A 24,890-nucleotide genomic window follows, 5' to 3' on the forward strand; every position below is an offset into this window, starting at 1 on the left:
GCTCCTCCGAGAGCCACTGCCAGCTCGACGCTTGTTTCGCCGACACCGCTCGAATGCATCTCTCGAATTGGCGCTGCGTGTTACTCCACGATCTTCCAATAAGAATCCTTGCGGATCACCTTGCCGTCGCGAAACGTATAGAAGTCGCAGCCCCGGACTTCCTTTTTCACGCCTTCACGGGTGGTGCCGGTGAGGGTCCATTTCGACATGCCGGTCTCGGCAGCCTCGTCCGCAAAGTGCTCAGCCTTGCCGTAGTGGACATCGGGCAGGCCTTCGAAGCGTGTCGCCAGCGCGTCCCGTACGTTGCGCTTGCCCTCGCAACGGGTTCCCCAGGGCTCGGCTCCCCTCGGCATCTCCAGGACGCAGTCGTCGGCGAAGAACGCCATGATGCGATCGAGATCGTGCGCGTTGAAGGCTTCGCATAGCTGCGTCAGTGTCGCTCGAATGTCCATTCGCCCGTCTCCTGGATAGCCGTGGATGTCCGAAGTAGGTCACTGGCGACGGGGACGGTCAAGTGCGCAGGCCGCCGAGACGTCGCCCGGAAGCGAGAGCTGCATTCTATTGCTCAGGCCTGCTCATGCCCCTTCGCATCATGCCCGCAACCCTTCGCGACCTGTCCTACATCGCAGCCAATTTGCGCCCTGAGGACCGGGCCGAGATCGACTGCCAGCTCGACCATTGGTCGCCGGCACTGCTGGCGCTGACGGCGCTGCAGGGGTTTGCCTATGTCGTCGAGCTGGACGGCAATCCGGAGGCCGGCTTTGGCGCGGCGGAGCAACGTGGCGGGCTGTGGATCGCCTGGAGCTGGGGCACGCGCCGCATGAAGCGCTGCGTGCCTGGGATCACCGACTTCTTTCACGCCGTGCTTGGGCCTCAGATCGCGGCGCGCGGCGCCTGGCGGGTCGAGGCGCGGGCGCTGGCCGCCAATGAACTGGCGCTGCGCTGGCTCGGCCGGCTCGGCGCGACGCAACGCTGCCTGTTGCCGGGTTACGGCCGCAACGGCGAAGATTTTTTCCTCTATGACTGGACAAGAACCTCTAATCTTGGAGAAGGCTGGAACCATGTGTCTGTTTCAAAAACCACCGGAACTGAAGCCGTTGCCGCCAACGCCGACGGCGCAGGACAAGGACGTGCAGGCGCGCGAGGCGGCATTGCGGGCTGAACTCGAACAGCGGAACGGCACCGCCGGCACCATCAAGACCGACCTCGCGCCAGGCAGCCTCACCGGCCAGCGCCGCGTGCTGCTGGGGCTATGACCATGACCGCGATGAAGCGCAGTTTCAGGAAGCGCGTGTGGGACTGGTGGGTGTGGCGACGGCATGCAAGGGTGATGAAAAGGCGGGGGTGATTAGCCGATCTCCCCCCTTGCGTGGGAGATGCCCGGCAGGGCAGAGGGGGGTGTGAAGGATCGCTACCCTTCCGCATATCTCACGCCCAGCCGAAGGCGCTTTGTGTTTGGCCGATAGGCCGAGGGACAGCACCTCCCCCCTCTGTCCTGCCGGACATCTCCCCCGCAAGGGGGAGATTGGCAGCTTCAGCCCCTCACGCCTTCTTCGCAAAAGCCCAGACCATCAGCGGGTATTCCTCGTCATTGCTCAAATCCCGCCACAGGCCATAGGCGCGTACCGGGCCGCCGATATGGGCCCTGGCGCAGGCCTTGTTGCCCCAGCCGTGGACCTTGACGTTGGCTTCCGCGAAGCCGCCCTCGACCATAAGCTGCTTGAGGCCGGCGGGGGTCCATCTGTTGTAGTCGTGCGGCCTGGCGTGAACGCGAAACAGGAAAGGTGTCGCCACCATCGCCCAGCCGCCGGGCCTCGTCATGGCGTGGATGTTTTCCACCGCCGCGTGCGGCCGGCGCACATGTTCCAGCACCTGATCGGCGATGACGATGGAATATTGCTCGTCGGTGCGATCCCTGCAGATGTCGAAGGCCGGAAAATCGACCGAGCGGTAATTGGGGCACATCGCCCGCCAGTAGCGGTTCCAGCCGGGCGAGATCTCGATCACGTCGGAAGCCTTGCGGTTGCCGGCTTCGAGAAAGAGCGTGAACGCCTCGATCTGGCGGATGCGTAGCCAGTTGCGGGAATCGTAACCGATGAGCCGTTTCACGGCGCGTTTGCTTTGGCTTTTCAGGGCGGCAAGGCTTGTCGTCACATCGACCTCCTCCAAAACCCGCCGCGAGCAAGTTCGTAGCACCGCCAAGTGGGCAAAAGATGACAAGGGAAGGCTGGCGCGAGGCACCCCCCTCTGTCCTGCCGGACATCTCCCCCGCAAGGGGGGAGATTGGATGTGCTGCCGCTTTCGCCAATTGCCGACGTTGCAGGAAACGCGCCGTCGGCAAAACTGCCGATCTCCCCCCATGCGGGGGAGATGGCCGGCAGGCCAGAGGGGGGTGCTGTCCCTCCGCATCTCCAATCAATCGGCAGCTCCGCCGCGCCAAACAAGTGAGAACATCATGACCGATTCCCGCGCCCGCAATATCCTGTCCCGCCAGTCCGAGCTCGAGAGCGAGCGCAGTCAGTATGAGGCTGTGTGGGAGCAGGTGGCGGAGTTCTGCGACCCCGATGCGCCCGATATCTGGAGCGGCCGCCGAACCGGCAGCCAGGACTCGCAGGCCGAGCGGCAGGAGCGGCGCGGCGCCCGCGTCTATGCCAACACCATCAACTCGGCCGCCAACCGGCTGGCCGCCGGGCTGGAAAGCCTGATCATCCCGCAGTCGGAAAAATGGCACGGGCTGTCGACGGCGGCCATGAACGACGAGGAGACCGACGAGGAAAAGGAATGGGCGGAGGCCTTGCGCGATTTCCTGTTTGCGCTACGCTACTCCGCCAATTCGAATTTCGTGCCGGCGACGCAGGCCTGCCTGCGCAATGTCGTGCGCTATGGCCCGGCCTATCTCTATGCCGAGGAAGGGTTTGGCGCGACGCTGATCCGCTATGCCTCGATCCCGGTGGTCGAGGGCTATCTCAGCCGCAACCGCTGGGGCCAGGTCGACATTTTCCACCGCCGCTACGAGCGCACGGCGCGGCAGGCCGCACAGCTGCTCGGCTATGACAGACTGCCGGCGCGCATCAAGATTCTGGTCGACGATCCGGCCAAATGCGAGACGAAGATCTCGCTGATCCAGTGCATTGAGCCGCGCGACGAGCGCAAGATGTACCGGCTCGGCGGCCAATACCAATATCTCGACACGGCCTTCGCCTCCTACCACGTCATCGAGGACGAGGAGGAGATCGTGCGGGAAAGCGGTTTTCGCACCTTTCCGGTGTCGACCTTCAACTGGCGCCGCTACGAGGGCGACCCCTATGGCATTTCGCCTGCTATCGAGGCGCTGACGACCGTGCGCGAGGAAAATGCCGTGCGCCGTTCGGGCTTGCGTGCCTTGCAGCAGATCACCGATCCGGCGACCGCCTCGAAGGCCCGGCTCGACTACGTGCCGGTGCTCAATCCGGGCGAGAATTATCCGGGGCTGATCGACGACAATGGCCGGCCGCTGATCGCGCCAATCTCGACCGGGCAGAACCCGACCTATGCCTTCAACTACGCGCAGAGCCGCGCCGACGAGATCCGCGACATGATGTTCGTCAACCTGTTCCAGACACTGGTGCAGAACCCGCAGATGACGGCTACCGAGGCGCTGATCCGCCAAGAGGAAAAGGGCGCGCTGCTGGGGCCGTCCGGCTCGATCATCCAGGCCGGCTTCGCCAGCAATCTCGATCGCGAGCTCGGCATTCTGGAGGACAAGGGGCTCTATGACGAAGACAGCCGCTTCGTGCCGCCGGAGAGCCTGGCCGGCAAGGCGGTGCGGCCGACCTTTACCGGCCCGCTCGACGTGCTCAGGCGCTCGGCCGAAGCGCGCGACACCATCCAGGTGGTGACGACGGCCATGCAGATGGCGCAGTTCGATCCAGGCGTGATGGACAACATCGACAGCGACGAGGCGATCAAGATCGTGCAGAGCGCCGGCCGCAGCCCGCAGCGCATCTTCCGCCGCAAGGAGGAGGTCGACGGCCTTCGCGACGCCCGCGCCAAGGCAAGCCAGGCGCAGGCCGGCATGGCGGCGATCGCCACCGCCGGCAAGGCCGCCAAGGATGCGGTGCCGGCAGCGGTGCAGGCGCGCGACAGCGGCCTGCTCGACGGGTTGCAAGACATGCTGGGCGGCGCCCAAGATGCGCAAAGTGGTCAAAGCGGGCAGCCTGTCGGCCCGGCGGGCGGCGTCGCATGAGCCGGAAACGCTTTGCCCATGCCGGGCAGGCCGGCAGCCCTGCCAGGGCGCGCGACGCGCTGGCCAAGGCCTATCTCCGAGTGTTTTCCGGCGAGGACGGCGAGATGGTGCTCGCCGACCTCGCGGCGACGACCGGCTATTACCGGCGTCCGTCCTATGGCGAGTGGATGGCGCGGACACGGACGCCCAACGGGTTCGAACTGCACAGCGCCTTGAGCAATGCGCGGGCCGAGGTGGTGCAGCACATAATGGGGTTCCTAACGCTCGATGACGCGCAGCTGGTGGCGCTGGAGAAGGCGGCACGGGCGGAGGAGCGGTAGCTGTTCGCCGACGCTGTCCCGCCGACATTCCGATCAATCGGACGCGCCCGACATAGCGGTCGCCGCGGCTCCGCGACGTGGCCGCGCTGACGACGAGCAGAGCCGACCCGCCCGGGCAGCACCGCTGCTCCAGGATTCTTCCAAAAATCGATCCGACAAAACCCGCGAACGCGACAGCCAGCGTACGACCCGGCCGTGCCGTGCTCGCCGGCGCGCCCTTTTTGTTCAAAGCCAGTTGGGCAGGAAACAGCCGATGGTCAGCATCATCCCCCTCTCCATTGCCCAGCGCCGGCTCGATACCGGCAATGCGGTGCAATACCCGCAGGGATCGCCGATCGGCGGCGCCATGCAGGGTCTTCGCGACCAGTTTTCCGCTGTCGCCGAGCGCTATCAGCAGATGAAGGAGCAACAGGAGGCGTTCGACGCCGAGCTGGAACGGCGCCGGTTCAACGGCCGGATCGCGCAGGCGGAAGATGAGGTGGCGGCGAACGCGCCGGCCGACGGCGCCGGCCTACATGAGACCATGTACGGCCAGGTCGATCCGCGCACCGGCCGGGTGGTCAAGACAGGCCTGTTCGACACGCTATTTGACGTCGCCTTGCCTGATATGCCCGAGAGCCAGCGCGCCAACTTCGCCAGGCAGAAGCAGGTAATGCCCGCGGTTGGCGCGCGGCGCATGGCGCTGCGGCAGCTCCAGCGCCGGCAGGACTATGAGTTGGCCGAGGTCGACACGGCGCTGAAGACCAGCGCCATCGCCATCGGCAAAGCCAATCCCGACGATCACGTGACCTTCGAAGCAGCCCGCCAGGAAGGGCTCGACCTGATCGACAAGATGGGGCTCGACCCAGGGATCAGACAGCAGAAGGTGAAGGATTGGTTCGGCACTGCGGCCAAGACGCGCTTCGAGGCGTTGATCGCCAAGGATCCGAAACGGGCGTTGGAGATATTTGGTGTCGGGACGCCGGCCTCCGGCAGCGAGGCCTCCGGCGACCGCCTCGGCAAGAAAACACCTGATGAAGCAGTGGCGCAGGCGTTTAAGGACCGTGCTCCGGCGCCCGATCTGATCGCGACCAAGCCGGCAGCCGACCATCTCGCCGACCTATCTCCAGATGACTTTCAGCGGCTGATCGACCAGGCACACGCCGCGACCACGGCCCAACTGATCGAGGCGCGCACCAACATCGCCCTCGCTTCGCAGAACGCTCCGGACGCAATCGCCAATACGGGCAGCTATTCCGGCAAGATGCCCAGCCCCGCTGACTTCGCGGCCGTTTATGGCGCGGAGGAGGGCGGCAATCGGTACCAGGACTTCAGCGTAAAGATGGATGTCGGCCGCCAAGCCTTTGGCATGCGGACGATGCCCATCCAGGCGATCCACGCAGCACTGCGTGATGCCGAGCCTGCGGCGGGCAGTTCCGAGGACGAGCAGACACGGTATCAGGTTACGGCTGCCGCTGCGCTCAAGACTCTGGGCATGAGGCGGGCGGACCCTGCTGGCTACGTTCGCGATGTCTTCGCCAATGTCGACGCCGCGTGGAGGGCGGCAACGAGCCCGGACGGCAACGATCCGGCCGCCTATCAAGTCGCAATTGCCCGTTCTATTGCTGCTCAAGAACAGTTGGATTTTGAGAACATCCAACCCTTGCCAAATTCATTCTCGGCCGACCCGACCAGCGCACTAGATATCCGTGAACTGCTGCACCATGCGAGCGACACGGAAGCAGGTACACTAGATGCATCAACCGATGCGTCTGAACCGAATTCGGGGAGCGGGCAACGTTCTGAGGCGTTGGAGAACCAGCAGACCGCGTCCGCAATGTATGAACAAAATGAGAACATCTATCCTTCCGTCGAGGTAGCTGGTATATCAAAGTCAGTCGCGAGGAATTTGTGTATCGACTTTTGCACCAACGCCACACTGCCCACCGGCACGTACGACGGAGCACCATTCCACTATTGTATGGCCAGGTGTATGGAAAATTACGGGCATTGAAGGACGAATTAAATGGTAGACAATCTCCGCAGAGATGATGCAGAGGCTATTGTGCAATTAATTCTTGGCACCTCTAAGGCTCTGAATGAATTCTTGCTTGATAGAAGAGATTTAAGGAGCAAAGAAGAATTCGATTTCCTCAAAAAAATCGTTGGAAGGCTGATGGGATTTCAATATTTCGAAGTGGTTGAAGTTGTTGGTAGTAAGTATAAAGACATCGTAGAAAATTTGCATGGACCGGCCTCTAAGTCAGATTTCGATTTTCCTGAGATCAATAAATTATGAAAATATATTATTATCTTGAGCCAGAGGTATCTGGTGGTTTTGGCGATAACATCATTTTGGACGCGAGTGTCCATCCCCCTCTCGTAACCCGTTTACATTATGAGTTTGATGGGTGGTTGGGGGACAGGATGGTGGCGTCATTCCCGTGCTATCTAGTCACCGAAGATGTTGCAGAGAAAATTCTCAAGAGTGAATTTTCAGGCGTAACCTTCGACAAGGTCGAGGTGACCACTTCTGAATTGTTCGAGGAAATGCAACCGGACCAGAAGCTTCCGCCCTTCGTATGGCTGAAAGTGAACGGGGATGCCGGTCGCGATGATTTCGGAATGGCGAAAGATCTCCGCCTAGTCGTTTCCGAGCGCGTGCTCGATGCCCTCAAGCCATTGGGGATCTCCAATGCCTTGATTGAGCCTTTTGAAGCGTCTTGATGGCCTCGGCCCTGGCTCTTTGGGGGGCGGTGTTGAAGCGATGGATTGCTGGCCTGAGGGCGAAATTCGCGGGAGAGACACATGAGGCGGCACGGGGGGCATCCGACCAACGGGTCGACCGGATACTTCAAAATAAGGCCGAACGTCGCTGGCGGGATCGGCGAAACACCGTTCTCGACTCGAGCGTCCATCCGCCAATCGTGACCAAGCTTCACTATGAGGTAGAAGGCTGGTTCGGCGATGTGATCGTTGCGACATTCCCCTGTTTCCTCGTTACTGAAGAAACCCAGCGCGCACTGCAGAAGATGGGCTTTTCAGGTGCGACGTTCGCCGAGGCCGAGGTGACTACCTCGGAAGAGTGTCAAGAGGATCAACCCGGGCTGGAGCTACCACCTTTCGTCTGGCTGAAGGTAAACGGGAAGGCTGGCCGCGACGATTTCGGGATCGCAACACCCTTCCGTCTCGTCATTTCTAAACGCATTCTTGATTTGCTGGAGTCGTTGGGAATACCGTTTGCAGTGGTCGAACCCTACGAACAGTAACGGGATCGCGCTTTTTAATTGCGATGACAGTTCATTTGTCGGCTGCACCGATGTGACTGCAGCGAACGTTTGGGCTGAGAACTGGAAAATAGTGCACTGTCACCGCAATTCGGAAAAGGGTGTCGCCAAGCTGGAACACCCCTCATCCGGCCGCTGCGCGGCCACCTTCTCCCACAGGGGGGAGAAGGGAAGATCAGCGCCTCAATAATCGCCGTTGTAGTACCGGTCGTCGCAGGGTGCCGTGTAGATGCGGCCGCGGCGGTCCTGGTAGCGGCACATCTGTTCGCCGCGGCGCTGCGGCGTGGTGGAGCTGCCGACAACCGCGCCGAGCAGGGCGCCGGCACCGGCGCCGATGAGCGTGCTTTCGGTGTTGCCGCCGATGGCCTGGCCGACGAGGGCGCCGCCGGCGCCGCCGATCAGCGCGCCGGTCCCGGCCCGCTGCTGCCCCTCGGTCTGCGCGCAGCCTGCCAGTGCTGCAGTCATCAGCACGGCGGCTATGGCTTTGTGAAAGTTCATGTGCGGTCTCCCTTGAAGGCCTGAAATCCCTATGGCTCGTCCCGTGCGTTCGCATTGCGGCGGAACGGGGGCACGCGGCCTCACGATATAAGACATGGTTTCTCGGGCGTTGATGGGCCGAGAGCCGAAAACACCTCTTTCGAACAAGGCGCTAGCGCCGCTCCTTGTCAAAATGATTCAGCCTTCGATGGTTCGGCCCGGTGCCGGGGTTCACTCGGTCGGGCTTCCAGAATTTCACTCACCAATGGAGAAATGCCATGACCCGAGGTCTTCCCCGGACGCTTGTCCGCGCCGCCGCCCGCGAGGCCGGCCTTGCCCCGCCCAGGCCCGGCCTGAAAGCCGTCACCACAGGGCAGGGCGGATCGTATCGCACCGTCTTCACCTTCGCCGGCATGCAGGTGCCGGTCACCGATGCGCTGGCCTATGCTGCCCAAAAGATCTTCGACTTCATCGAGGGCAAGGTGCGCATCAAGGGCGGCACGGCAAGATTGCAGTTCGCTGTGCTCGGTACCCGCGCGGCGACCATCAACGACAATGCAGCGCTGAACTGGTCGCTCGGTTCGGCGGCGGCATCGAGCGCGACGCTGGCTGGAACCATGGTCAATGTGCTGGCGTCGACGGCCCGCACGCTCGACGGCGCCGGCGCCGCACTGTCCACGGCTTCGGTTGCCGACATCGCCGCCGCAGTGACGCTGGATGGCACCACGACGCCGGTCGATCTCCATCTCAACCTCGCGTTTGCAACCGGTTCCGATATCGACGCTGACGGGACGATTGCCGTGACCGGAACAATCACGCTGCTTTGGGAGAACTGGGGCGACGTCTAAGCGCTAATCTCCCCCCTCGAGGGGGAGATGTCGCCGAAGGCGACAGAGGGGGTCGGTTCGACTGGGCGCGACTCCCGGCGACGAATGAAGTTGGCGCTCCACGCGCGGCGACCCCCTCTGGCCTGCCGGCCATCTCCCCCTCGAGGGGGGAGATACCAAGCTTTTGCCGTCGGGTCTTTTCTAACCTCAACAAAGGAATCTCACACATGACAGATCTGGCAGACGCCGGGTCCGTGGCGGCGCGTGCGCAGCCGGCGGGCAACCCGGCACAGTCACCGGCAGGCGCGGACAACGGGTCCGCCGCGCCTGCCGCCAAAAGTTGGTTTGACGGTCTTTCCGAAGGCAACCGCAAGCTCGCTGAAACCAAGGGCTGGACCAAGCCTGAAAGCCTCGATCGGGTTTTCACATCCTATGCGGAGCTGGAGCGGCAGCAGGGTGAGAGCCTGCGCGTTCCCGCCCCGGACGCATCGCGGGAAGACTGGGACCGGTTTCATGCCCGGCTGCCCGAGGCCATGCGTCCGGTCACCTCGTCCGAGAAGGTCGAATACATCAGGCCGGAAGGACTGCCGGAAAACTTCGCCTATTCGGACGAACTCGCCAACGCATCCAAGGCCTGGGCGGTCGAGGCGGGTGCTTCGCCGAAGACCGCGCAGGCCTATCATGACAAGTTCGTCGGCTACATGGCCGAGCAGGCCGCGCGTCAGGAAACCGCGCTCGCCCGCTCGGTCGAAGCCACCCATGACGACCTTGTCAGGGACTGGGGACCGACCGACAGCGACGGCTTTCGCCAGAAGCTGGAGGTCGCCAACCGGGCGATGAAAAAGCTCGGCCTGGTCGACGCCTACAAGGCGAAGGGCATCCTTCTGCCCAACGGGGCGCTGACCGATCCGCAGATCGCCAGGGCGTTCCAGGCGATCGGCGAGGCGATGTTCCGCGAAGACACGATCGACGGCGGTGCTGGTCGGAGCGGAGCCAATCCGTTCAAGCGCAACGCCGCCGGCGAACGCAACCTGACTGATATCTCAGCCCTCGTCAAAAGCGACCCCGCCCGCGCCCGACGGCTGGCTCGCGAGGCCGGGGAGAACCCCGACCGCTGGATGCCCAACAACCCGCGCTGACGATCGATCAGCCGCACTGAAACGCCCCTCATCCGGCCGCTTCGCGTCCACCTTCTCCTCGTCAGGGAGAAGAGGCGCGCCGACGTCGCAAGTCTCCTCTCCCCCGGAGAGGTCAGCCGAGCGAAGCAGAGGCTGGGTGAGGGGGCACCCGCCGCCAACCCAAACCTGAAGGAAGAGAAAAATGGCAGATGCCTACACCCGTATCGCGGACGCGATCGTTCCGTCCGTCTATGCGCAATATGCTTTCGAGGAACATGTGCAGTCGCTCGAGATCTACCAGGCCGGAATCCTGTTTTCCGACCCGGCCATCTCGTCAAAGCTGTCGATGGGCGGCCGCTCCGTCGACATGCCCGGCTGGAAGGACCTCGGCAACGATCCGTCCGAACCGGTCAATGACGATCCGGCTGATTCCATCGAGATGAAGAAGATCGGCTCGCGCCGCGAGGTCGCCGCCCGCAATGTCCGCGCCCAGGCGTGGGGCGTTCCGGACCTGACCTCGATCCTAGCCGGCGACGATCCGCAGAAGCTGATCGTCAAGCGGCAGACCGAGTACTGGCAGCGCGCCAACAAGCTGACCCTGCTCGGCATCCTGAAAGGCGTCGTCGCTGACAACGTCGCCAATGACGGCGGCGACCTGGTGCGCACCACCGGCGCCTCCATCGTCGACACCGACATCATCGAGGCCGCCTATCTGATGGGCGACCGCGCGGACAAGTTCAAGACGATCTGGATGCACTCCAAGCAGATGAAGGCGCTGAAGCTCGCCGACCTCATCGACTATGTGCCGTCTTCCGAGCAGGGCGGACCGCTGATCCCCTATTATATGGGTCTGCGGGCCGTGGTCGACGACGATATCCCGGTCACGGCGGGCGTCTACACCGCCTTCATGTTCAAGGACAAGGCGATCCTGTGGAACGAGCTGCCGGTCAACACCGAGGGCGGCCCGCTGGAGTTCGACCGCAAGCCGCGCCAGGGCCATGGCGGCGGCATCACCGAAATGGTCGGCCGCCGGCATTTTGTGCCGCATGTGCCCGGCACCCGCTTCCTCGACGCCTCCTCGGCCGGCGAATTCGCCACCGATGCGGAACTGGCGCTGGCTGCGAACTGGGACCGCACCGCGTCGAGCGTCAAGAACATGACGTTCATCGCGCTGAAGACGACCGAGGCCTGATAGGACCGAGGCGGGGGGCGGGGGCGATGCGCTCCCGCTTCTTTTCTAAACTTGGCGCCGACCATGTTCCGATCCTGGCGTGACAAACAGAGCCGGAATCCGTCGCCGGCACAGGATTGGCCCGCCGAATCAATGCGTGGGCAACACGCTCGTTGGCGGCCTCTCCAAAATCCGGATCCGACGAAGGCATCGGCCTCGAGCGCCATTGCCGGCCGTGCCGCAGCGGCCGGGTGATTTTCGGCCGTTCAGCCCTCAGTGCTTCGTGAGCAGGGAACAGCCATGGTACACATCATCCCCCTTTCCATTGGCCAGCGCCGGCTCGACACCGGCAACGCGCCGCAATATCCGCAGGGGTCGCCAATCGGCGGCGCCATGCACGGGCTGGGCGATCACCTTTCCGCTGTCGCCGAGCGCTACCAGCAGATGAAGGACCAGCAGGAGGCGTTCGACGCCGAATTGGCCCGCCGCCGCTTCCACGGCCAGATCGCGCAGGCGGAAGATGAGGTGACGGCCAACGCCCCGGCTGACGGCGCCGGCCTGCATGAGACCATGTACGGCCAGGTCAATGCGTACGACGGCAGGGTCGTCAAGACCGGCCTGTTCGACAGGCTGTTCGACAAGGCTTTGCCGAACATGCCTGAGAGCCAGCGCGCCGCTTTCGCCGAGCACAAGGAGACGATGCGCAGGGTTGGCTCGCTGCGCATGGCGCAGCGGCAGCTTCAGCAGCGCGAAGACTATGAACAAGCGCAGGTCGACACGGTGCTCACGACCAGCGGCATCGCCATCGGCAACGCCGATCCCGACGATCCTGTCACCTTCGAAGTAGCCCGCCAGGAAGGGCTCGACTTGATCGCCAAGATGGGGCTCGACCCCGGGATCAGACAGCAGAAGGTGAAGGACTGGTTCGGCACCGCGGCCAAGACGCGTTTCGAGGCGCTGATCGCCAAGGATCCGAAACGCGCGCTGGAGACGTTTGGTGTCAGGACCCCGGAAGAGTCTTCGGGAGACGTTCAGCCGATCACTTGGGTTCTTGCCTCGGGCAGATCAGAGGCGGCTGCCGCGAAAGGCGATCGCGTTGGCAAGCTCACGCCAGACGAGCGCGTGGCGCAGGCGTTTGGGGACATTGCTCCGGCGCCTGATACGGCGATCAAGCCCGCAACCGACCATCTCGCCGACCTGTCTCCAGATGACATTCAGCGGCTGATCAACCAGGCACACGCCGCGAATACGGCCCAATTGATCGAGGCGCGCACCAACATCGCTCTCGCTGCGCAGAACGCCCCGAACGCGATCGCCAATACGGGAAGCTATTCCGGCAAGATGCCCAGCCCCGCCGACTTCGCCGCCGTTATGGCGCCGAGGAGGGCGGCGATCGGTACCAAGACTTCAGCTTGAAGATGGATGTCGGCCGCCAAGCCTTTGGCATGCGGACGATGCCCAACCAGGCGATCCACGCAGCGCTGCGCGATGCGGAGCCTGGGCCGGTCGGCTCCAACGAAGAGGAGACACGGTATCGGGTTACGGCTGCCGCTGCGCTCAAGACCCTGGACATGAGGCGGGCGGACCCTGCTGGCTACGTCCGCGAGGTCTTCCCCAATGTCGACGCCGCGTGGAAGGCGACAACGAGCCCGGATGGCAAGTCGGAGACCGGCAATCCGGAGGCGTACAAATGGGCCATCGCCGTCTCTGTCGCAGCCCAGAGGCAACTCGGCATCGAGACCCCTCAACCTCTGCCGAAGGCCGTTGTCCAAAGCATAGCTGACACCTTCGGCGACAAAAACATGCCGCAGGCTAAGAAGGACATCATCCTGCGTGATCTTCTAGCAGCAGCGCCCGATCCGGGTGTCCGCCAGGCCTTATCTCAGCAGTTGGATCAAGCTGGCCTTTCTCGATCGGCCCAAGTCGGCCCGATCGTCACTGCTGCGACAGTGCAAGGACGGCTTCCATCAGCGCCTCCTGGCGAAGCCCGGTCTGCACTCCAACGAGCTGCGGACGACTTCGGCGATTATCTGAGCGAGGGTTTCGAGGCCCTAGGCCGAATCCCGCATGACATTGGGATAGCTCTCCAGGATCTGCACGATTCTCCTTTGGGTTTCCTTGAGCAACTGCCCGCCACCCCTGGCTCGGGGGCGGTTGCTGAAGGGCGCTTGGCATTAGAGACAGTCGGCGAAGCTGTTGCAAAAGGCTTGGCCATATCCGCGGCGGGACCGGCAAGTTTGCCAAACCGCTGGAGGAGTTTGCAACAAGTGGTTCGCGCGCCACATCGGAGCTTGCCGCTGAGGGCGCGGTGGCTCGCCAAGCCGTCGGTGCGGAGGCTCGTGCAGTAAATGCAGCAAATGAGGCCGCTTACCGCTTGGGCACAGGTGCAAAGCCCGACAAGGCCGAGCTTCTTGAAATAATAAAGTCAATCGCGAGAGACCCCTCAAAGATAAAGTACGCGGGGGCATCGTTTGGCAAGGCTCTTTCAAAAAATTACCGCAAAACGTTTCTCGACGCGAACCCGAAACTGGAGGGTGAAGTTGTGGTCCACCACGCGGCTGAGCAGCAAATCTTGAACAGATATCTCGGGCTCGTGGCCGAAGAGGAGATGCACTCGCTTCAGAATCTGCGTGGGATTCCTAAAAGCTTGGACAACCTCTTGCACAACAAAATTTTCCGATACGAATGGGACGAATTTTATGCGTCGCATCCTCAGGCCACTCGTCAGCAGGTGCTGGACTACGTGGCTTATATCGACAAAAAATACGGACATCTGTTCAACCCTCCAATAGGTGGATAATGCAGTATTTCTATATCAGACCTGATGTGGCTGGTGGGCTTGGCAGAAACACCGTTTTGGACCCCAGCGTCCATCCTCCGATTGTGACCAAGCTCCACTACGTGGTAGAGGGCTGGACCGGTGATGTGCTCGTTACGACGTTCCCGTGTTACCTCGTCACCGAAGAAACCCAGCGTGCACTGCAGAACATAGGTTTTTCGGGTGCGACGTTCGCTGAAGCCGAAGTGACGACATCCGAAGAGTTTCATGAATATCAACCTGGGCAGGAACTTCCACCTTTCGTCTGGTTGAAAGTGAATGGGAAGGCTGGCCGCGACGACTTCGGGATCGCAGCAAACTATCGCCTTGTCATCTCGGAGCGCATTCTTGATTTGCTGGAATCATTGGGAATACCGTTTGCAGTGGTCGAACCCTACGAGCAGTAACGGATTACGCTTGTTGAATGCGATAACAGTCCGTCTTTTGTCGGCTGCACCATGTGACTGCAGCGTGCACTGTCACCGTAATTCCAGAAGACACTGCATCCGAATGGCCGAGGAGGATTTTCCCTATGGGGAAAAAATGAAGTTGCTGGATATCGTTGGACGGTTGTCGGAATTTGACGAGGAGGACCCGGTCTACGCAGCGGAGCCCACAATCTACGCGGCGGAGCCTTGGACCGAGGATTCAGACGCAATGGTTTTGCCTCAGCAGGATGGGGTGTTGGTACCAGCCGAGGCAGCTAAAGAGGGCCTGGCATACTTTCTCGAAATCAACCTTGCGATCGAGATTACCGAGGCTTTGGTTGCATCCGCAGAAAGAAAAGCCAAGCGTTTCCGCTATCTGCGAACGCGTTATTTATTATGCCACCCATGATGCGTGAGAGGTTAAATGTCGACTAACCCACGTTATGACGGACAGCCGCTGCTTAGACTGCTGGATGTTTATGTGCTCTGGGCGATCGGAGAACTTTCTCAAGAGTCGGAAGAGGGCTTGAAAAGAATGGCCCCCAAACTGCAATCTCTGTTTGGTGGCGATGGACGGTGGCATCACGCAATTGCCCAAGCCATGCACATGCCCGGAGGAATCCCGGCAGCAATCGGGATATGTGGGCAAGGAATCTCAAAATCGCTCGCGTCAACGGCACGACCCTCCCGCCCGAGAGATTTGCCGAGATATTCGTGGACAACAACTTCGCGGATTGGGCGTTCTGTAGCGCCAGATTTTCAGACCTTCGCTGCCCCTCAACCTCCTGCCGGGACCTTCTCCCCGTCAACGGGGATGATCAATAATCGCCATTACATCGATAAGAAATACTGAAATCTGTTCAATCCTCCGATAGGTGAGTGATGCAATATTTTTACATAGAACCGAACGTTGCTGGTGGGCTTGGCAACCACACCGTTCTTGACACGAGTGTCCATCCGCCGATTGTGACCAAGCTTCACTACGAGGTAGAGGGCTGGTTCGGCGATGTGCTCGTTACGACGTTCCCGTGTTACCTCGCCACCGAAGAAACCCAGCGCGCTCTGCACAAGATGGGCTTTTCAGGTGCGACGTTCGCCGAAGTCGAAGTGACAACCTCCGAAGAGTTCCATGAGGACCAGCCTGGGCAGGAACTTCCGCCATTTGTCTGGTTGAAAGTGAATGGCGAGGCTGGCCGCGACCACTTCGGTATCGCAGCAGATTATCGCCTCGTCATCTCGCAACGCATTCTCGATCTGCTGGAGTCGTTGGGAATACCGTTTGCCGTGGTCGAGCCTTACGAACAGTAACGGGATTACGCTTTTGAATTGCGACGACGGCTCATTTTTGTCGGCCGCACCCATGTGACTGCAGTGAATCTTCAGACTGAGAACTGGAAATAGTGCATTGTCACCGCAATTCCTCATGGGAACGGCATCGCTCCAATCTCATCCAGGCGTCAATAATGCAGCGGGTGCTTTGAGACATGCCGAATGGTCGGCCAAGATGGCGCAATCGCTTGGGGTCAACGAAGCGAAGAAGATATCGGATGCCTATGAGATATCCCATCCGAATGACCGATATGAGCGCGCGATGGATTTGATAAATAACAATGTCGGCCGTGTGTTGGGCGAAGCTTTACCCGGGGTCGCGCCCGACGAAATCGCGCGCCTTGCCCTGGAGGCCGGACTACTTCAGACTTCACTGCCTCCGGCAATGATCTTTCACGAGAAAAGAAAATGAAGAAAGTGATGGTTCTGACGACCGCGCTTGAGAAGGACGGATTTGTGGGCGGAACGCTGGAAATTGCAGGCACCAAACTGGATGAAGCGGCAGGATCTGGAACGACGTACCACCTCGTTTTCGTGAATGAGGAATCCAGCGCGAGCGTTTCTTGCAGCAAGGATGGGAAAGTTACAAGCCGGGATGGATATCTATCTCCATGGCTTGGGTGGTACGTAAGTTTCCATCTTTCGAATTGCTCGATTAGTGGATTTCGTCCGATATTTTAAGGGTTGGAATCACGAATAACAGTGAGATGCCGGAGATCTCGCGCGTTTTGTCGATAGCATGTCCGGACTGAGACTTGGAAAATAGTGCGCTGCCGCCGTAATTCCTCGTTCTGACAATATTTCTTAGCGCCCCCTCCGTCCTGCCGGCTTTCGTCATTCGGAAAGCCAAGCAGTTGGCTTTCCGTCCGCTACGCGGACCACTCTTCAACCCCACGAAGGGAGATCGGAGGGGGCGTAGAGCACGATCTCTGAATATCGCCATCCAAACCCCCAGCCGCTTCGCAGCGGCTTTTTTCATGCCCGGAGAAAATCATGACCCGACCCACATGGACGAGGCGCTGACCCATGGCCATCACCCCGCTCGATATCGCCAACATGGCGCTGGCCGTGCTCGACGAGGCGCCGATCGACAGTCTCGATCAGGACGTCAAGGCGGCACGGCTGCTCAACTTGCATTTCGACCTCGCAAGGGAAGCAGAACTTACCAAATGTGCCTGGGTGTTCGCCATCCTGCGCGCCACGGTTGCCGGGGCGGACACCGGCAGCGATTGCGGCTTGACCTTTGCCTATGAACTGCCGGCCGACTGCCTGCGGCCGCTGCCGCTGACCCGTGATGGCGAGCCGGACGGCGTGCCGATTTCGTGGCGCCAGGAGGCGGGGCTGATCTATTCCGACCAGTCCGGCCCGCTGACCATCCGTTACGTCGCCAACCTCACCGATCCCAACGACTGGGATGCGCTGTTCACCGAGGTTCTGGTGGCGGCCCTTGCCGTCAAGGTGGCGCATCCGCTGACGCACAAGTCAGGCATGATCGATATTGCCCGCTCGGCCTATGACCGGGCGCTGGACGCGGCGCTCAACGCCAACGCCATCCAGCGCGGCGGCCGGCTCTACACCGCCTCGTGGTCCAATCAGCGCGGCGACAACAGGATTGCGCGCTGATGACGACGCTCTATCCCGTCCAGGACGTCTTCACCCGCGGCGAGATCTCGCCGCGCCTGCATGCACGCGCCTCGCTCGACTTCTATCGGGCGGCGCTGGCCAAATGCGAGAACTTCATCACCCTGCCGCATGGCGGCATCCGCAAGCGCGGCGGCACCTATTTTGCCGGCGAGGTGAAGATTTCCGCGAAGACGACGCGGCTGATCCCGTTCATCTTCTCGGCCGATCAAGCCTATGCGCTCGAATTCGGCGACCGGTACATCCGCGTCCATGCCTATGGCGCGCGCGTCGACACGGTGGAGGTCGCTTCGCCCTATCTCGAGGCGGACCTGTTCGAGCTCGCCTATGTCCAGTCGGCCGACCAGATGTGGGTCACTCACCGGGACTATCCGCCCAAGGTGCTGACGCGCAGCGCACACACGGCGTGGGCTCTGACGGATTTTGAATTCCTCGACGGTCCCTACGACCCGGTCAACGACACGGCGACGACGCTGACACCGTCCGACACCGGGCATCTGACGCCGCAGATGACCAGCAACACGACGCCTTCCGGCACCGCTTCCACCGGCAGCGGCAGCGCCTCTGCCTGGCAGATGTTCGACCGCGACAAGACGCAGGATATCCAGATCTCTGGCGGCGGTGACGGCTATATCCGGTTCCGCAATGCCGGCGGTTCACAGCGCGTAGCCGATGCCTACTGGATCACCACGTCACGGGTGGCAACGGGCAATTATGATTTCTTCACCGCCTGGGAATTGCAGGGTTCCAATGATGGCACCAACTGGGTCACCCTGGATACTCGTACGGGCGAGCTCGGCTGGGGCAATGGCGAGACGCGCTTCTACGAATTCACGAACAAATCGGCCTTTGAATATCATCAACTGGTGTTCAGCGGCGGTGGCGGCGATGATGCCGAAAGCAGCGTTTCGGCCGAGCTTGCGATCCATGTCGCCGCATTCGACCAGACGCCGTTCGACATCACCGCGTCTTCAAGCATCGGCATCAACAATGACACCGGCTTCCAGGCGACCGATGTCGGCCGCGCCATCCGCTTGTTGGGCGCCGACGGCATCTGGCGGTGGGCGAGGATCACCAGCCGCACCAGCACCACGGTGGTCAAAGTGATCCTCTACGGCCATGCGCTGCCGAACATGAACCCGATCACGCGCTGGCGGCTCGGTACGTTTGTTCCCGGAAAACATGTGGAGAGCGGCTCGCTCTATGAGGAGCGGCTGGCCTTCAGCCGCAAATTCTCGGTCTATGCCTCGGCCACCGGCGACTTCGACAATTTCGCTCTCGGCGAGAAGGACGACGATGCGCTGGAGTTCGTCCAGGCGGGCGGCGGCCAGGCCAACGACATTGTCTGGATCGCCGACAGCGACGGCGCGCTTCTGATCGGCACCTCAGGCGGCATCCGCGCCCTGTCGGGCTCGGGCATCGACGAGGCGCTGACGCCCTCCTCGTTCAAGAACCGGCGCTCGCGCACCTTTGGCTGCGCCCGCATCCGCCCGGTGGATGCCGGCCAGTCGTTCCTCTATGTCACACGCTCGCGCAAATCGATCGCCGAGCTGACGCAGACGGCGCAGAGCCGTTTTGCTTCGGACGATGTCGGCCAGGTCTCCGAGCATATTCCCAAAAAGGGTGTGGTCGAGCTCGCCTTCCAGACCGATCCCGACCCGTTGCTGTGGTTCCCGCTCGAGAATGGCGAGCTTGGCGGCTACACCCATCAGCCGAGCCAGGAGGTGCGCGGCATGCACCGGCATCGCCTGGGCGGCAACGTCAGCGGGGCGGGCTCCGATGGTTCAAATTGGGCTGATGTCGAAAGCGCTGCGGTCACCCCCGGCCAGGACGGCAATGACGATCTCTGGCTGATCGTGAAGCGCAGCATTGGCGGCGTGACCAGGCGCTACATCGAGATCAAGACCGCGCCGTTCGAATACGGCGCCATCGCGGACGCCTTCGAGGTCGATTGCGGCCTGTCCTACGCGGGTCTTGCGGTCACCACGGTGGGCGGCGCCATGCACCTTGCCGGCCAGTCCGTCGATGTGCTCGCCGACGGCAAGGTCTATCGCGGGCTGACCGTCAGCGGCGGCGGCACCGTCACGCTGCCGGGCGGTTCTACCGCCGCCAAATGGCAACTCGGCCTGCCCTACGCGGCGGGCGCCGACACGCTGGAGCTCGATGTCGGCGGCCGCGACGGCTCCATCATCGGCCGCCGCAAGAAGGTGGCGAAGGTGATCCTGTCGCTGCTGGAGACCGACACCACGGGGCTTCAAGTCCAGTCCTTGATGCGCGGCCGCTGGGAGCCGGTGCGCATGCCCTCGATCATCGCGCCGGACGGGCGGGCAACGCTGTTCACCGGCAATGTCGAGGTGCCGATCGACGACAGCTGGGAAGGGCAGGGCCGAGTGCGGATCCGCCATGTCAACCCGACGCCCTGCACGATCCGTGCGTTCACGCCGGTGTTCGACGCCGAGCCGTAGAGCGCCGGCATTGAAGATGGTGATTTCCCCCTTGAGGGGAGATGTCGCCGGAGGCGACAGAGGGGGTCGGTTCGACCGGACGCCAACCTCCTCCACGTTGAAAGAGGATGCCGACGCTCCACGCGAAGCGCCAATCTCATCTGCCGCGGTAGGTCGCACCCGGTCGTGCCGACCCCCCTCTGGCCTGCCGGCCATCTCCCCCTCGAGTGGGGAGATAACAATTCACCAAAGGATCCCCGAAATGACATCTCCCCATGCCGAAATCCTCGGGATGGCGCGGACGGCTGCCGAATTCGCCGCCGTCATCGCCTTGCTCGACACCGACCTCAACGACGCGCTTCACTGCAGAACCGAACTGGCGCAAGCCGAGGACCGCGCGGTCTTCGGCGATGGCGACCTGGCCGCCGCGCGTGCCGCGCTGGACGACTGCAACGACCAGATCGGGCTGCTGGAAAAGATCATCGTCGCTGCCGGCAATGCCGTGCGGAGGCCGCTCGGAGCGAAGCGCGGGCCGACATCGCCGCGCTTGGCGACGAGATCAAGGCCAAAGCTGCAACGCTTGGCGAGCGCTGGGGCAGCGCCCGCCGGCTGGTCGAGCTGCTGCGCCAGGAATTGTTCGAGGCCGATGCGCTCGCCCGCACCATTGCCACCGCCAACGGCCTGTTCGATGCCGCCGGCGTCGCCGAGCTGAAGATCAATCTGACCACGACCCGCCGCGCCGCCATGGCCGGCCCGCGGGCCGCTGCACCCGCCCGTCTCAGCCGGCCGGCGTTGCAGGCCGACAGGCTGCTTGTGTCGTTCCTCACCCCCGGCGGTGCGCTCGACCCTCGCCCGGCGCTCGGCGCGCCGGTGGACGGCGTCAAAAGCAAATTCATTCCCGCAAACACCTCCTTTGGCGAACGAGGCTGAACCATGTGCACACTTGCCCTTATCGGCACCGCCCTTTCTGTTGGCGGCGCGCTGGTCGAAGGCCAGCAGTCGAAGCAGATGGCCGACTATCAGGCCAAGGCCTACGGGCAGCAAGCGCAGGCCGAGGCGCAGAGTTCCGCCTTCGAGCAGAGCCAGGAGCGCCATAAGCAGGATCTCCTGCTGGGCCAGGCGCGTGCGCAGGCCGGCGCCTCGGGCGTCGGCATATCAGGCTCGCCGGCCGAGGTGCTGGCCGCCAATGCCAGGCAGGGCCAGCTTGATCTCGACGCGATCCAGTACGGCTCGAAACTGCGCCAGAACAGTCTCAATACGCAAGCCGCGCTCTCGCGCTTCTCCGGCAAGCAGGCGGTCACGGCCTCGATCTTCAAGGCCGGCAGCAATCTCGTATCGGGTCTCTCCGGCCTCTACGACCCGACCAAGGCCGTGACCTTCGGCAAGGGCGCCTTCCCACCGCCGCCGGGCGGCTCGTCCACCGGAGGCCTCTACTGATGGCCACCATTCCGCTCCACATAGCGCAGCGCCGGCTCGATGCCGGCAATGCGGTGCCGTACCCCGGGGGATCGCCGATTGGCGGCGCCATGCAGGGTCTTGGCGACCAGTTCTCGGCTATCGCCGAGCGCTACCAGCAGATGAAGGACCAGCAGGACGCGTTCGACGCCGAACTGGCGCGGCGGCGGTTCACCAGCCGGATCGGGCAAGCCGAAGACGAGGTGGCGGCCAACGCCCCGGCTGACGGCGCCGGCCTGCATGAGGCCATGTACGGCCAGGTCAATCCGCGCGACGGCCGGGTGGTCAAAACAGGCCTGTTCGACAGGCTGTTCGGCGATGCCTTGCCTGATATGCCCGAAAGCCAGCGTGCTGGTTTCGCCAGGCAGAAGGAGACGATGCGCGCGATTGGCGCACGGCGCATGGCGCAGCGGCAGCTCCAGCGCCGTGACGAGTATGAGTTGGCCGAGTGGACCAAGGTCGACACCATGTCCACGGGTTCCATCGCACAGGGCGACCCGAACGACGCCGAGACATTCGAGGCGATCCGGCAGAGCGGCTTCGACCTGATCGCCAAGATCGGCAACTCGATCATTCGGCAAACAGCCGAGGCCACCTGGCGCACCAACACGGCCAAGGCGCTGGTCCAGGCAATGATTGCCCAGGATCCGAAGCGGGCGGCTGAGATACTGGGTGCGGGGCGGGCTGGCAGCCGGATCAAAGATGATACGGCCGAGGCGGTTGGTGGCCCACAGGCAAATACCACAAGTTTTGTGGCGCCAAGAGACGATCGCCTTGGCGAGCCGACGCCATATGAGCGAGCGGTGCAGGTTGTCCGGGACGACATCCCGCCTGAAGACAGGCCAGCGTTGGCCCAGAAAGCGCGGACCGCTGAGATCGCACGGCAGGTCGAAACACGAACCAACATCGGCCTCGCCGAACAGAATGCGCCAAGCTCCATCAGGGAAACTGGAACCTATTCCGGCCCCGTGCAGACTCCGGAGCAGTTCATCGCTCTCTACGGCGCCACCGAAGGCGTCAGGCGCTTCCAAGCCTTCAGCCAAGCAATGGATGTCAGTCGGCAATTCTACAGCATGCGTGGCATGTCGAATGAGGCCGTTTTGGCCAGAGTCAAAGAGTCCTCGCCCAAGGCCGATAGTGCTACGCCGGAAGAGGACAGCGCGCGTCATGAAGTAATAGCCACGGCCGCCGACCTCACGCTCAAAGAGAGGCAGGGCGATCCGGGTGGCTATGTACGTAAGACGTTCGCGAATCTCGATGCGGCTTGGAACAATCTTTCGACGCCGGAAGACTATCAGGCAGCCATCATCGGCTCGATCGCCGCTCAGCAGCAACTGGGCTTCGAGAAGATTCAACCGCTGCCCAATTCCGTGGCGGGAGGCGTCGTCGACGGACTCAAAAACGGAACAAACCCGCAAGATCCCGCCCTAAACAACCTCTTTGCTGCACTGCCTACCGAAGCTGCCCAAAAGGCAATGCTAGACCACCTAATTCGGACAAGTGCAGCGCAGACAGAGAGAAGCCTAGCTGATCGAACACGTCGCGATTGGATAGTCGACCCCGAAATGCTGCTCGATCTGCGCCAAGCAGCCGAGTTGGGTCTGCGGGACTCGCATGTAGAAGTCACGAATTACATTCCTACGCCCCAAGATAAGCTTGGCTACCTTATCGCCGGCGATAGTAAGCCAAGCAGCGTGCGGCGTAATCTGGCGCGGATGCTGGTTGGCTCCGAGGGAGCCGGCGAGCAGGGCATCTCGCTGCTCGGCATTGCGCCCATGGTCGCGGCCGATAAGGCTGTTGCGTCCGCGATGTCTGGCAACGTCGGCGACACCATTCTCAATGTCTTAGGAACGCTCCCCACCGAGAAATTGGTATCCGTCGGCCTGCAACAAGCCGGCAAGATTGCGGGGCCTTTGGTTAAGGAACTCTCGCAGGTCTTGAGGCGGTCCGACGACCTAGCGGAGGGGGCCGAGGCGCTTGTTCGCAGAAGCAGCGGCAAGCTCGCCGACTCGACGGAGGACGCTCTTTCTGAAGGAGCGGATCTTTACAAAGGCGTAGACGACTTACCTACACCCGGGTCCGAACCGCTGACAGAAGAAGCAGGCGACGGCGCTAGTCGAGGGCCGACCGGTCAATTCTATAGTGTGGTGTTCGAGACAGAGATAGATTCTGCATTATATCCGAACGTTTCGCGCCCACGCCATTTCCAGGCGGCCAACGAAGCCCTGCTGGTGCTAATGGAAAGAGAGCCGGATTTCGCGAAAGCTCTGCAAGATGCGGGAATTAACCTCCAGCGGACAAAGAGGGGGCTCGTTCCCCGAAGAGCGCCCCCCGGCTACACTTGGCACCACGACACAAAAGCCGGTGTGATGCAACTTGTCCCTAGATCGCAGCATGATCCTGGGACTATCTTTCAGAAAGCATTGCACCCGAATCGTCGAGGAGGATTTTCTTTATGGGGAAAATAATCAAGTTGTTGGATATTGTTGGACGGTTGTCGGACTTTGACGAGGATGACACGATTTATGTGGCGGAGCCTTGGACTGAAGATTCCAATGCAATGGTTGCGACCGCACCCGACGATAGCACGGTGCCTCCGAAGGCGGCAGCCAAAGCGGGGCTTACATATTTCATCGAGATATTCATTGCGATTGAATTTACCGAGGCCTGGGTAGCTTCACTGAAGGAAAAGCCCAGCCTGTCGGCTATCTGCCAAAGACTCATCGAATACGCCACCAATGATGCGTGAGGGGAAACATGGCGACTAACCCACGTTACGATGGACAGCCGCTGCTTAGGCTGCTGGAGCTTTATGTGCTCTGGGCCATTGGAGAACTTTCTCAAGAGTCGGAGGGTGGCTTGAAAAAGATGGCCCCCAAACTGCAATCTATCTATGGCGGCGACGGACAATGGCATGATGCAATTGCCCAAGCCATGCACATGCCCGAGGGAATGCCGGCAGCAATCCGGGATATGTGGGCAAAGAATCTCGAAATCGCCCGTGTCAATAATGTAACGCTTACGCCCCAGCAATTTGCCAAGATGTTCGTGGACAACAACTTCGCAGGTTGAACGCTGTTTTCTGATTGGAATTGCGGTGCTGGCTGGCGTTCTACGGCGCCCCCCTCGTCCTGCCCGACATCTCCCCGGAGGGGGATTACGGTGACGATGCACTTTTATGAATTCTATCGATACGGATCGGAGTGAAATCTAGACAAAGAAAATAGTGCAAGAGCACGACTCGCCAAATGTAGGCAGCCCCGAAGCAAGAGCCTGGGCGCGAAATTATCTAAAAGATCGATAGTGCGTGCGAAAAGCGCGGCAACTGGGTTGCTGACCGAGGCGAAAAGGCTGATGCCGACCTTGTGCTG

General features: G+C 61.7%; 30 protein-coding genes. 27 read left to right on the forward strand and 3 right to left on the reverse strand.

The genetic code is table 11. The annotated features are described in order from the left end of the window. Positions 1 to 80 precede the first annotated feature (80 nt). Positions 81 to 452: a nuclear transport factor 2 family protein gene (locus NKJ37_RS14130; protein WP_128304603.1), complete on the reverse strand. Its 372-nt coding sequence runs from the start codon at positions 450 to 452 to the stop codon at positions 81 to 83. 125 nt (positions 453 to 577) lie between these two features. Here NKJ37_RS14130 and NKJ37_RS14135 point away from each other — a divergent pair, with 125 nt between their 5' ends. Next, the gene (locus NKJ37_RS14135; RefSeq protein WP_352774118.1) at positions 578 to 1,162 is read left to right on the forward strand and encodes a hypothetical protein; all 585 of its coding nucleotides are present in this window, start codon (positions 578 to 580) and stop codon (positions 1,160 to 1,162) included. Continuing rightward, positions 1,131 to 1,256, forward strand: a complete 126-nt coding sequence (locus NKJ37_RS14140) for a hypothetical protein (RefSeq protein WP_281035567.1) — start codon at positions 1,131 to 1,133, stop codon at positions 1,254 to 1,256. Before NKJ37_RS14135 ends, NKJ37_RS14140 begins: the two co-directional genes overlap by 32 nt. A 286-nt stretch (positions 1,257 to 1,542) precedes the next feature. Here the strand turns inward: NKJ37_RS14140 and NKJ37_RS14145 are convergent, their stop codons facing one another. Further along, entirely contained in the window at positions 1,543 to 2,154 is a 612-nt protein-coding gene (locus tag NKJ37_RS14145) for a class I SAM-dependent methyltransferase (RefSeq protein ID WP_128304605.1), read from the reverse strand. A 301-nt stretch (positions 2,155 to 2,455) separates the two neighbouring features. Here NKJ37_RS14145 and NKJ37_RS14150 point away from each other — a divergent pair, with 301 nt between their 5' ends. The 6 genes from NKJ37_RS14150 to NKJ37_RS14175 all read left to right on the forward strand — a co-directional run bounded on the left by NKJ37_RS14150 (position 2,456) and on the right by NKJ37_RS14175 (position 7,793). Then, complete coding sequence (locus NKJ37_RS14150; protein WP_352774120.1) at positions 2,456 to 4,225, forward strand: portal protein; 1,770 nt, start codon at positions 2,456 to 2,458, stop codon at positions 4,223 to 4,225. Further along, positions 4,222 to 4,545 carry a Bbp19 family protein gene (locus NKJ37_RS14155; protein WP_352441229.1) on the forward strand — a complete coding sequence of 108 codons (324 nt, stop codon included), beginning with the start codon at positions 4,222 to 4,224 and terminating at the stop codon, positions 4,543 to 4,545. The genes NKJ37_RS14150 and NKJ37_RS14155 overlap by 4 nt, the downstream gene beginning before the upstream one ends. A 253-nt stretch (positions 4,546 to 4,798) precedes the next feature. Then, positions 4,799 to 6,538, forward strand: a complete 1,740-nt coding sequence (locus NKJ37_RS14160; protein ID WP_352774122.1) for a hypothetical protein — start codon at positions 4,799 to 4,801, stop codon at positions 6,536 to 6,538. Positions 6,539 to 6,550: 12 nt separating this feature from the next. Continuing rightward, the gene (locus NKJ37_RS14165; RefSeq protein WP_352441227.1) at positions 6,551 to 6,823 is read left to right on the forward strand and encodes a hypothetical protein; all 273 of its coding nucleotides are present in this window, start codon (positions 6,551 to 6,553) and stop codon (positions 6,821 to 6,823) included. After that, positions 6,820 to 7,251: a hypothetical protein gene (locus NKJ37_RS14170; RefSeq protein ID WP_352441226.1), complete on the forward strand. Its 432-nt coding sequence runs from the start codon at positions 6,820 to 6,822 to the stop codon at positions 7,249 to 7,251. Before NKJ37_RS14165 ends, NKJ37_RS14170 begins: the two co-directional genes overlap by 4 nt. Next, positions 7,251 to 7,793: a hypothetical protein gene (locus tag NKJ37_RS14175; RefSeq protein ID WP_352774124.1), complete on the forward strand. Its 543-nt coding sequence runs from the start codon at positions 7,251 to 7,253 to the stop codon at positions 7,791 to 7,793. The genes NKJ37_RS14170 and NKJ37_RS14175 overlap by 1 nt, the downstream gene beginning before the upstream one ends. Positions 7,794 to 7,994: 201 nt before the next feature. On the opposite strand, the gene NKJ37_RS14180 is transcribed toward NKJ37_RS14175, so the two are convergent. Continuing rightward, positions 7,995 to 8,309, reverse strand: a complete 315-nt coding sequence (locus NKJ37_RS14180) for a YMGG-like glycine zipper-containing protein (RefSeq protein WP_027040217.1) — start codon at positions 8,307 to 8,309, stop codon at positions 7,995 to 7,997. Positions 8,310 to 8,566: 257 nt separating this feature from the next. Here NKJ37_RS14180 and NKJ37_RS14185 point away from each other — a divergent pair, with 257 nt between their 5' ends. The 19 genes from NKJ37_RS14185 (at position 8,567) to NKJ37_RS14275 (ending at position 24,591) form a co-directional block, all read left to right on the forward strand. Next, positions 8,567 to 9,136 (forward strand): hypothetical protein, encoded by a 570-nt coding sequence (locus NKJ37_RS14185; RefSeq protein WP_352441224.1) that lies wholly within the window; start codon positions 8,567 to 8,569, stop codon positions 9,134 to 9,136. A gap of 206 nt (positions 9,137 to 9,342) precedes the next feature. Next, a complete protein-coding gene (locus tag NKJ37_RS14190; RefSeq protein WP_352441223.1) occupies positions 9,343 to 10,254 on the forward strand; it encodes a hypothetical protein in 912 nt (303 codons plus the stop codon). A gap of 181 nt (positions 10,255 to 10,435) precedes the next feature. Then, complete coding sequence (locus tag NKJ37_RS14195) at positions 10,436 to 11,425, forward strand: Coat protein (protein WP_352554723.1); 990 nt, start codon at positions 10,436 to 10,438, stop codon at positions 11,423 to 11,425. Between the two features lie 279 nt (positions 11,426 to 11,704). Further along, a complete protein-coding gene (locus NKJ37_RS14200; protein WP_023814098.1) occupies positions 11,705 to 12,820 on the forward strand; it encodes a hypothetical protein in 1,116 nt (371 codons plus the stop codon). Beyond that, positions 12,817 to 13,752 (forward strand): hypothetical protein, encoded by a 936-nt coding sequence (locus tag NKJ37_RS14205; RefSeq protein WP_023814097.1) that lies wholly within the window; start codon positions 12,817 to 12,819, stop codon positions 13,750 to 13,752. Before NKJ37_RS14200 ends, NKJ37_RS14205 begins: the two co-directional genes overlap by 4 nt. Further along, positions 13,713 to 14,204 carry a hypothetical protein gene (locus NKJ37_RS14210; RefSeq protein WP_155930625.1) on the forward strand — a complete coding sequence of 164 codons (492 nt, stop codon included), beginning with the start codon at positions 13,713 to 13,715 and terminating at the stop codon, positions 14,202 to 14,204. The genes NKJ37_RS14205 and NKJ37_RS14210 overlap by 40 nt, the downstream gene beginning before the upstream one ends. Further along, complete coding sequence (locus NKJ37_RS14215; protein ID WP_023814095.1) at positions 14,204 to 14,629, forward strand: hypothetical protein; 426 nt, start codon at positions 14,204 to 14,206, stop codon at positions 14,627 to 14,629. The genes NKJ37_RS14210 and NKJ37_RS14215 overlap by 1 nt, the downstream gene beginning before the upstream one ends. A 103-nt stretch (positions 14,630 to 14,732) precedes the next feature. Beyond that, the gene (locus tag NKJ37_RS14220; RefSeq protein ID WP_352774126.1) at positions 14,733 to 15,059 is read left to right on the forward strand and encodes a hypothetical protein; all 327 of its coding nucleotides are present in this window, start codon (positions 14,733 to 14,735) and stop codon (positions 15,057 to 15,059) included. Positions 15,060 to 15,532: 473 nt separating this feature from the next. Further along, positions 15,533 to 15,958 (forward strand): hypothetical protein, encoded by a 426-nt coding sequence (locus NKJ37_RS14225; RefSeq protein ID WP_128304614.1) that lies wholly within the window; start codon positions 15,533 to 15,535, stop codon positions 15,956 to 15,958. Positions 15,959 to 16,055: 97 nt separating this feature from the next. After that, the gene (locus NKJ37_RS14230) at positions 16,056 to 16,391 is read left to right on the forward strand and encodes a DUF6973 domain-containing protein (protein WP_128304615.1); all 336 of its coding nucleotides are present in this window, start codon (positions 16,056 to 16,058) and stop codon (positions 16,389 to 16,391) included. After that, entirely contained in the window at positions 16,388 to 16,660 is a 273-nt protein-coding gene (locus NKJ37_RS14235) for a hypothetical protein (protein WP_352774128.1), read from the forward strand. The genes NKJ37_RS14230 and NKJ37_RS14235 overlap by 4 nt, the downstream gene beginning before the upstream one ends. A gap of 345 nt (positions 16,661 to 17,005) precedes the next feature. Further along, positions 17,006 to 17,602 carry a phage connector family protein gene (locus NKJ37_RS14240; RefSeq protein WP_352774130.1) on the forward strand — a complete coding sequence of 199 codons (597 nt, stop codon included), beginning with the start codon at positions 17,006 to 17,008 and terminating at the stop codon, positions 17,600 to 17,602. Then, a complete protein-coding gene (locus tag NKJ37_RS14245) occupies positions 17,602 to 20,085 on the forward strand; it encodes a phage tail protein (protein WP_352721987.1) in 2,484 nt (827 codons plus the stop codon). The genes NKJ37_RS14240 and NKJ37_RS14245 overlap by 1 nt, the downstream gene beginning before the upstream one ends. A 241-nt stretch (positions 20,086 to 20,326) precedes the next feature. Further along, positions 20,327 to 20,776 carry a hypothetical protein gene (locus NKJ37_RS14250; protein ID WP_352774132.1) on the forward strand — a complete coding sequence of 150 codons (450 nt, stop codon included), beginning with the start codon at positions 20,327 to 20,329 and terminating at the stop codon, positions 20,774 to 20,776. After that, positions 20,698 to 20,994, forward strand: a complete 297-nt coding sequence (locus NKJ37_RS14255; protein WP_352774133.1) for a hypothetical protein — start codon at positions 20,698 to 20,700, stop codon at positions 20,992 to 20,994. The genes NKJ37_RS14250 and NKJ37_RS14255 overlap by 79 nt, the downstream gene beginning before the upstream one ends. Before the next feature lie 3 nt (positions 20,995 to 20,997). Continuing rightward, positions 20,998 to 21,501 (forward strand): hypothetical protein, encoded by a 504-nt coding sequence (locus tag NKJ37_RS14260; protein WP_031213873.1) that lies wholly within the window; start codon positions 20,998 to 21,000, stop codon positions 21,499 to 21,501. Beyond that, positions 21,501 to 23,987, forward strand: a complete 2,487-nt coding sequence (locus NKJ37_RS14265; RefSeq protein ID WP_352774135.1) for an HNH endonuclease — start codon at positions 21,501 to 21,503, stop codon at positions 23,985 to 23,987. The genes NKJ37_RS14260 and NKJ37_RS14265 overlap by 1 nt, the downstream gene beginning before the upstream one ends. Then, positions 23,975 to 24,268 carry a hypothetical protein gene (locus NKJ37_RS14270; RefSeq protein ID WP_023814084.1) on the forward strand — a complete coding sequence of 98 codons (294 nt, stop codon included), beginning with the start codon at positions 23,975 to 23,977 and terminating at the stop codon, positions 24,266 to 24,268. The genes NKJ37_RS14265 and NKJ37_RS14270 overlap by 13 nt, the downstream gene beginning before the upstream one ends. 8 nt (positions 24,269 to 24,276) lie before the next feature. After that, positions 24,277 to 24,591 (forward strand): hypothetical protein, encoded by a 315-nt coding sequence (locus NKJ37_RS14275; protein WP_023814083.1) that lies wholly within the window; start codon positions 24,277 to 24,279, stop codon positions 24,589 to 24,591. Positions 24,592 to 24,890: the final 299 nt, after the last annotated feature.

Source organism: Mesorhizobium sp. M0140, from assembly GCF_040322475.1.
Lineage (GTDB): Bacteria > Pseudomonadota > Alphaproteobacteria > Rhizobiales > Rhizobiaceae > Mesorhizobium.

Coding starts and splice junctions, on each gene's coding strand:
- NKJ37_RS14200 (WP_023814098.1), top strand. CDS start 11,705: ATGGTACACATCATCCCCCTTTCCATTGGCCAGCGCCGGCTCGACACC.
- NKJ37_RS14150 (WP_352774120.1), top strand. CDS start 2,456: ATGACCGATTCCCGCGCCCGCAATATCCTGTCCCGCCAGTCCGAGCTC.
- NKJ37_RS14130 (WP_128304603.1), bottom strand. CDS start 452: ATGGACATTCGAGCGACACTGACGCAGCTATGCGAAGCCTTCAACGCG.
- NKJ37_RS14235 (WP_352774128.1), top strand. CDS start 16,388: ATGAAGAAAGTGATGGTTCTGACGACCGCGCTTGAGAAGGACGGATTT.
- NKJ37_RS14270 (WP_023814084.1), top strand. CDS start 23,975: ATGGGGAAAATAATCAAGTTGTTGGATATTGTTGGACGGTTGTCGGAC.
- NKJ37_RS14170 (WP_352441226.1), top strand. CDS start 6,820: ATGAAAATATATTATTATCTTGAGCCAGAGGTATCTGGTGGTTTTGGC.
- NKJ37_RS14195 (WP_352554723.1), top strand. CDS start 10,436: ATGGCAGATGCCTACACCCGTATCGCGGACGCGATCGTTCCGTCCGTC.
- NKJ37_RS14240 (WP_352774130.1), top strand. CDS start 17,006: ATGGCCATCACCCCGCTCGATATCGCCAACATGGCGCTGGCCGTGCTC.
- NKJ37_RS14180 (WP_027040217.1), bottom strand. CDS start 8,309: ATGAACTTTCACAAAGCCATAGCCGCCGTGCTGATGACTGCAGCACTG.
- NKJ37_RS14160 (WP_352774122.1), top strand. CDS start 4,799: ATGGTCAGCATCATCCCCCTCTCCATTGCCCAGCGCCGGCTCGATACC.
- NKJ37_RS14260 (WP_031213873.1), top strand. CDS start 20,998: ATGTGCACACTTGCCCTTATCGGCACCGCCCTTTCTGTTGGCGGCGCG.
- NKJ37_RS14155 (WP_352441229.1), top strand. CDS start 4,222: ATGAGCCGGAAACGCTTTGCCCATGCCGGGCAGGCCGGCAGCCCTGCC.
- NKJ37_RS14135 (WP_352774118.1), top strand. CDS start 578: ATGCCCCTTCGCATCATGCCCGCAACCCTTCGCGACCTGTCCTACATC.
- NKJ37_RS14190 (WP_352441223.1), top strand. CDS start 9,343: ATGACAGATCTGGCAGACGCCGGGTCCGTGGCGGCGCGTGCGCAGCCG.
- NKJ37_RS14185 (WP_352441224.1), top strand. CDS start 8,567: ATGACCCGAGGTCTTCCCCGGACGCTTGTCCGCGCCGCCGCCCGCGAG.
- NKJ37_RS14275 (WP_023814083.1), top strand. CDS start 24,277: ATGGCGACTAACCCACGTTACGATGGACAGCCGCTGCTTAGGCTGCTG.
- NKJ37_RS14165 (WP_352441227.1), top strand. CDS start 6,551: ATGGTAGACAATCTCCGCAGAGATGATGCAGAGGCTATTGTGCAATTA.
- NKJ37_RS14265 (WP_352774135.1), top strand. CDS start 21,501: ATGGCCACCATTCCGCTCCACATAGCGCAGCGCCGGCTCGATGCCGGC.
- NKJ37_RS14250 (WP_352774132.1), top strand. CDS start 20,327: ATGACATCTCCCCATGCCGAAATCCTCGGGATGGCGCGGACGGCTGCC.
- NKJ37_RS14245 (WP_352721987.1), top strand. CDS start 17,602: ATGACGACGCTCTATCCCGTCCAGGACGTCTTCACCCGCGGCGAGATC.
- NKJ37_RS14215 (WP_023814095.1), top strand. CDS start 14,204: ATGCAGTATTTCTATATCAGACCTGATGTGGCTGGTGGGCTTGGCAGA.
- NKJ37_RS14225 (WP_128304614.1), top strand. CDS start 15,533: ATGCAATATTTTTACATAGAACCGAACGTTGCTGGTGGGCTTGGCAAC.
- NKJ37_RS14175 (WP_352774124.1), top strand. CDS start 7,251: ATGGCCTCGGCCCTGGCTCTTTGGGGGGCGGTGTTGAAGCGATGGATT.
- NKJ37_RS14220 (WP_352774126.1), top strand. CDS start 14,733: ATGGCCGAGGAGGATTTTCCCTATGGGGAAAAAATGAAGTTGCTGGAT.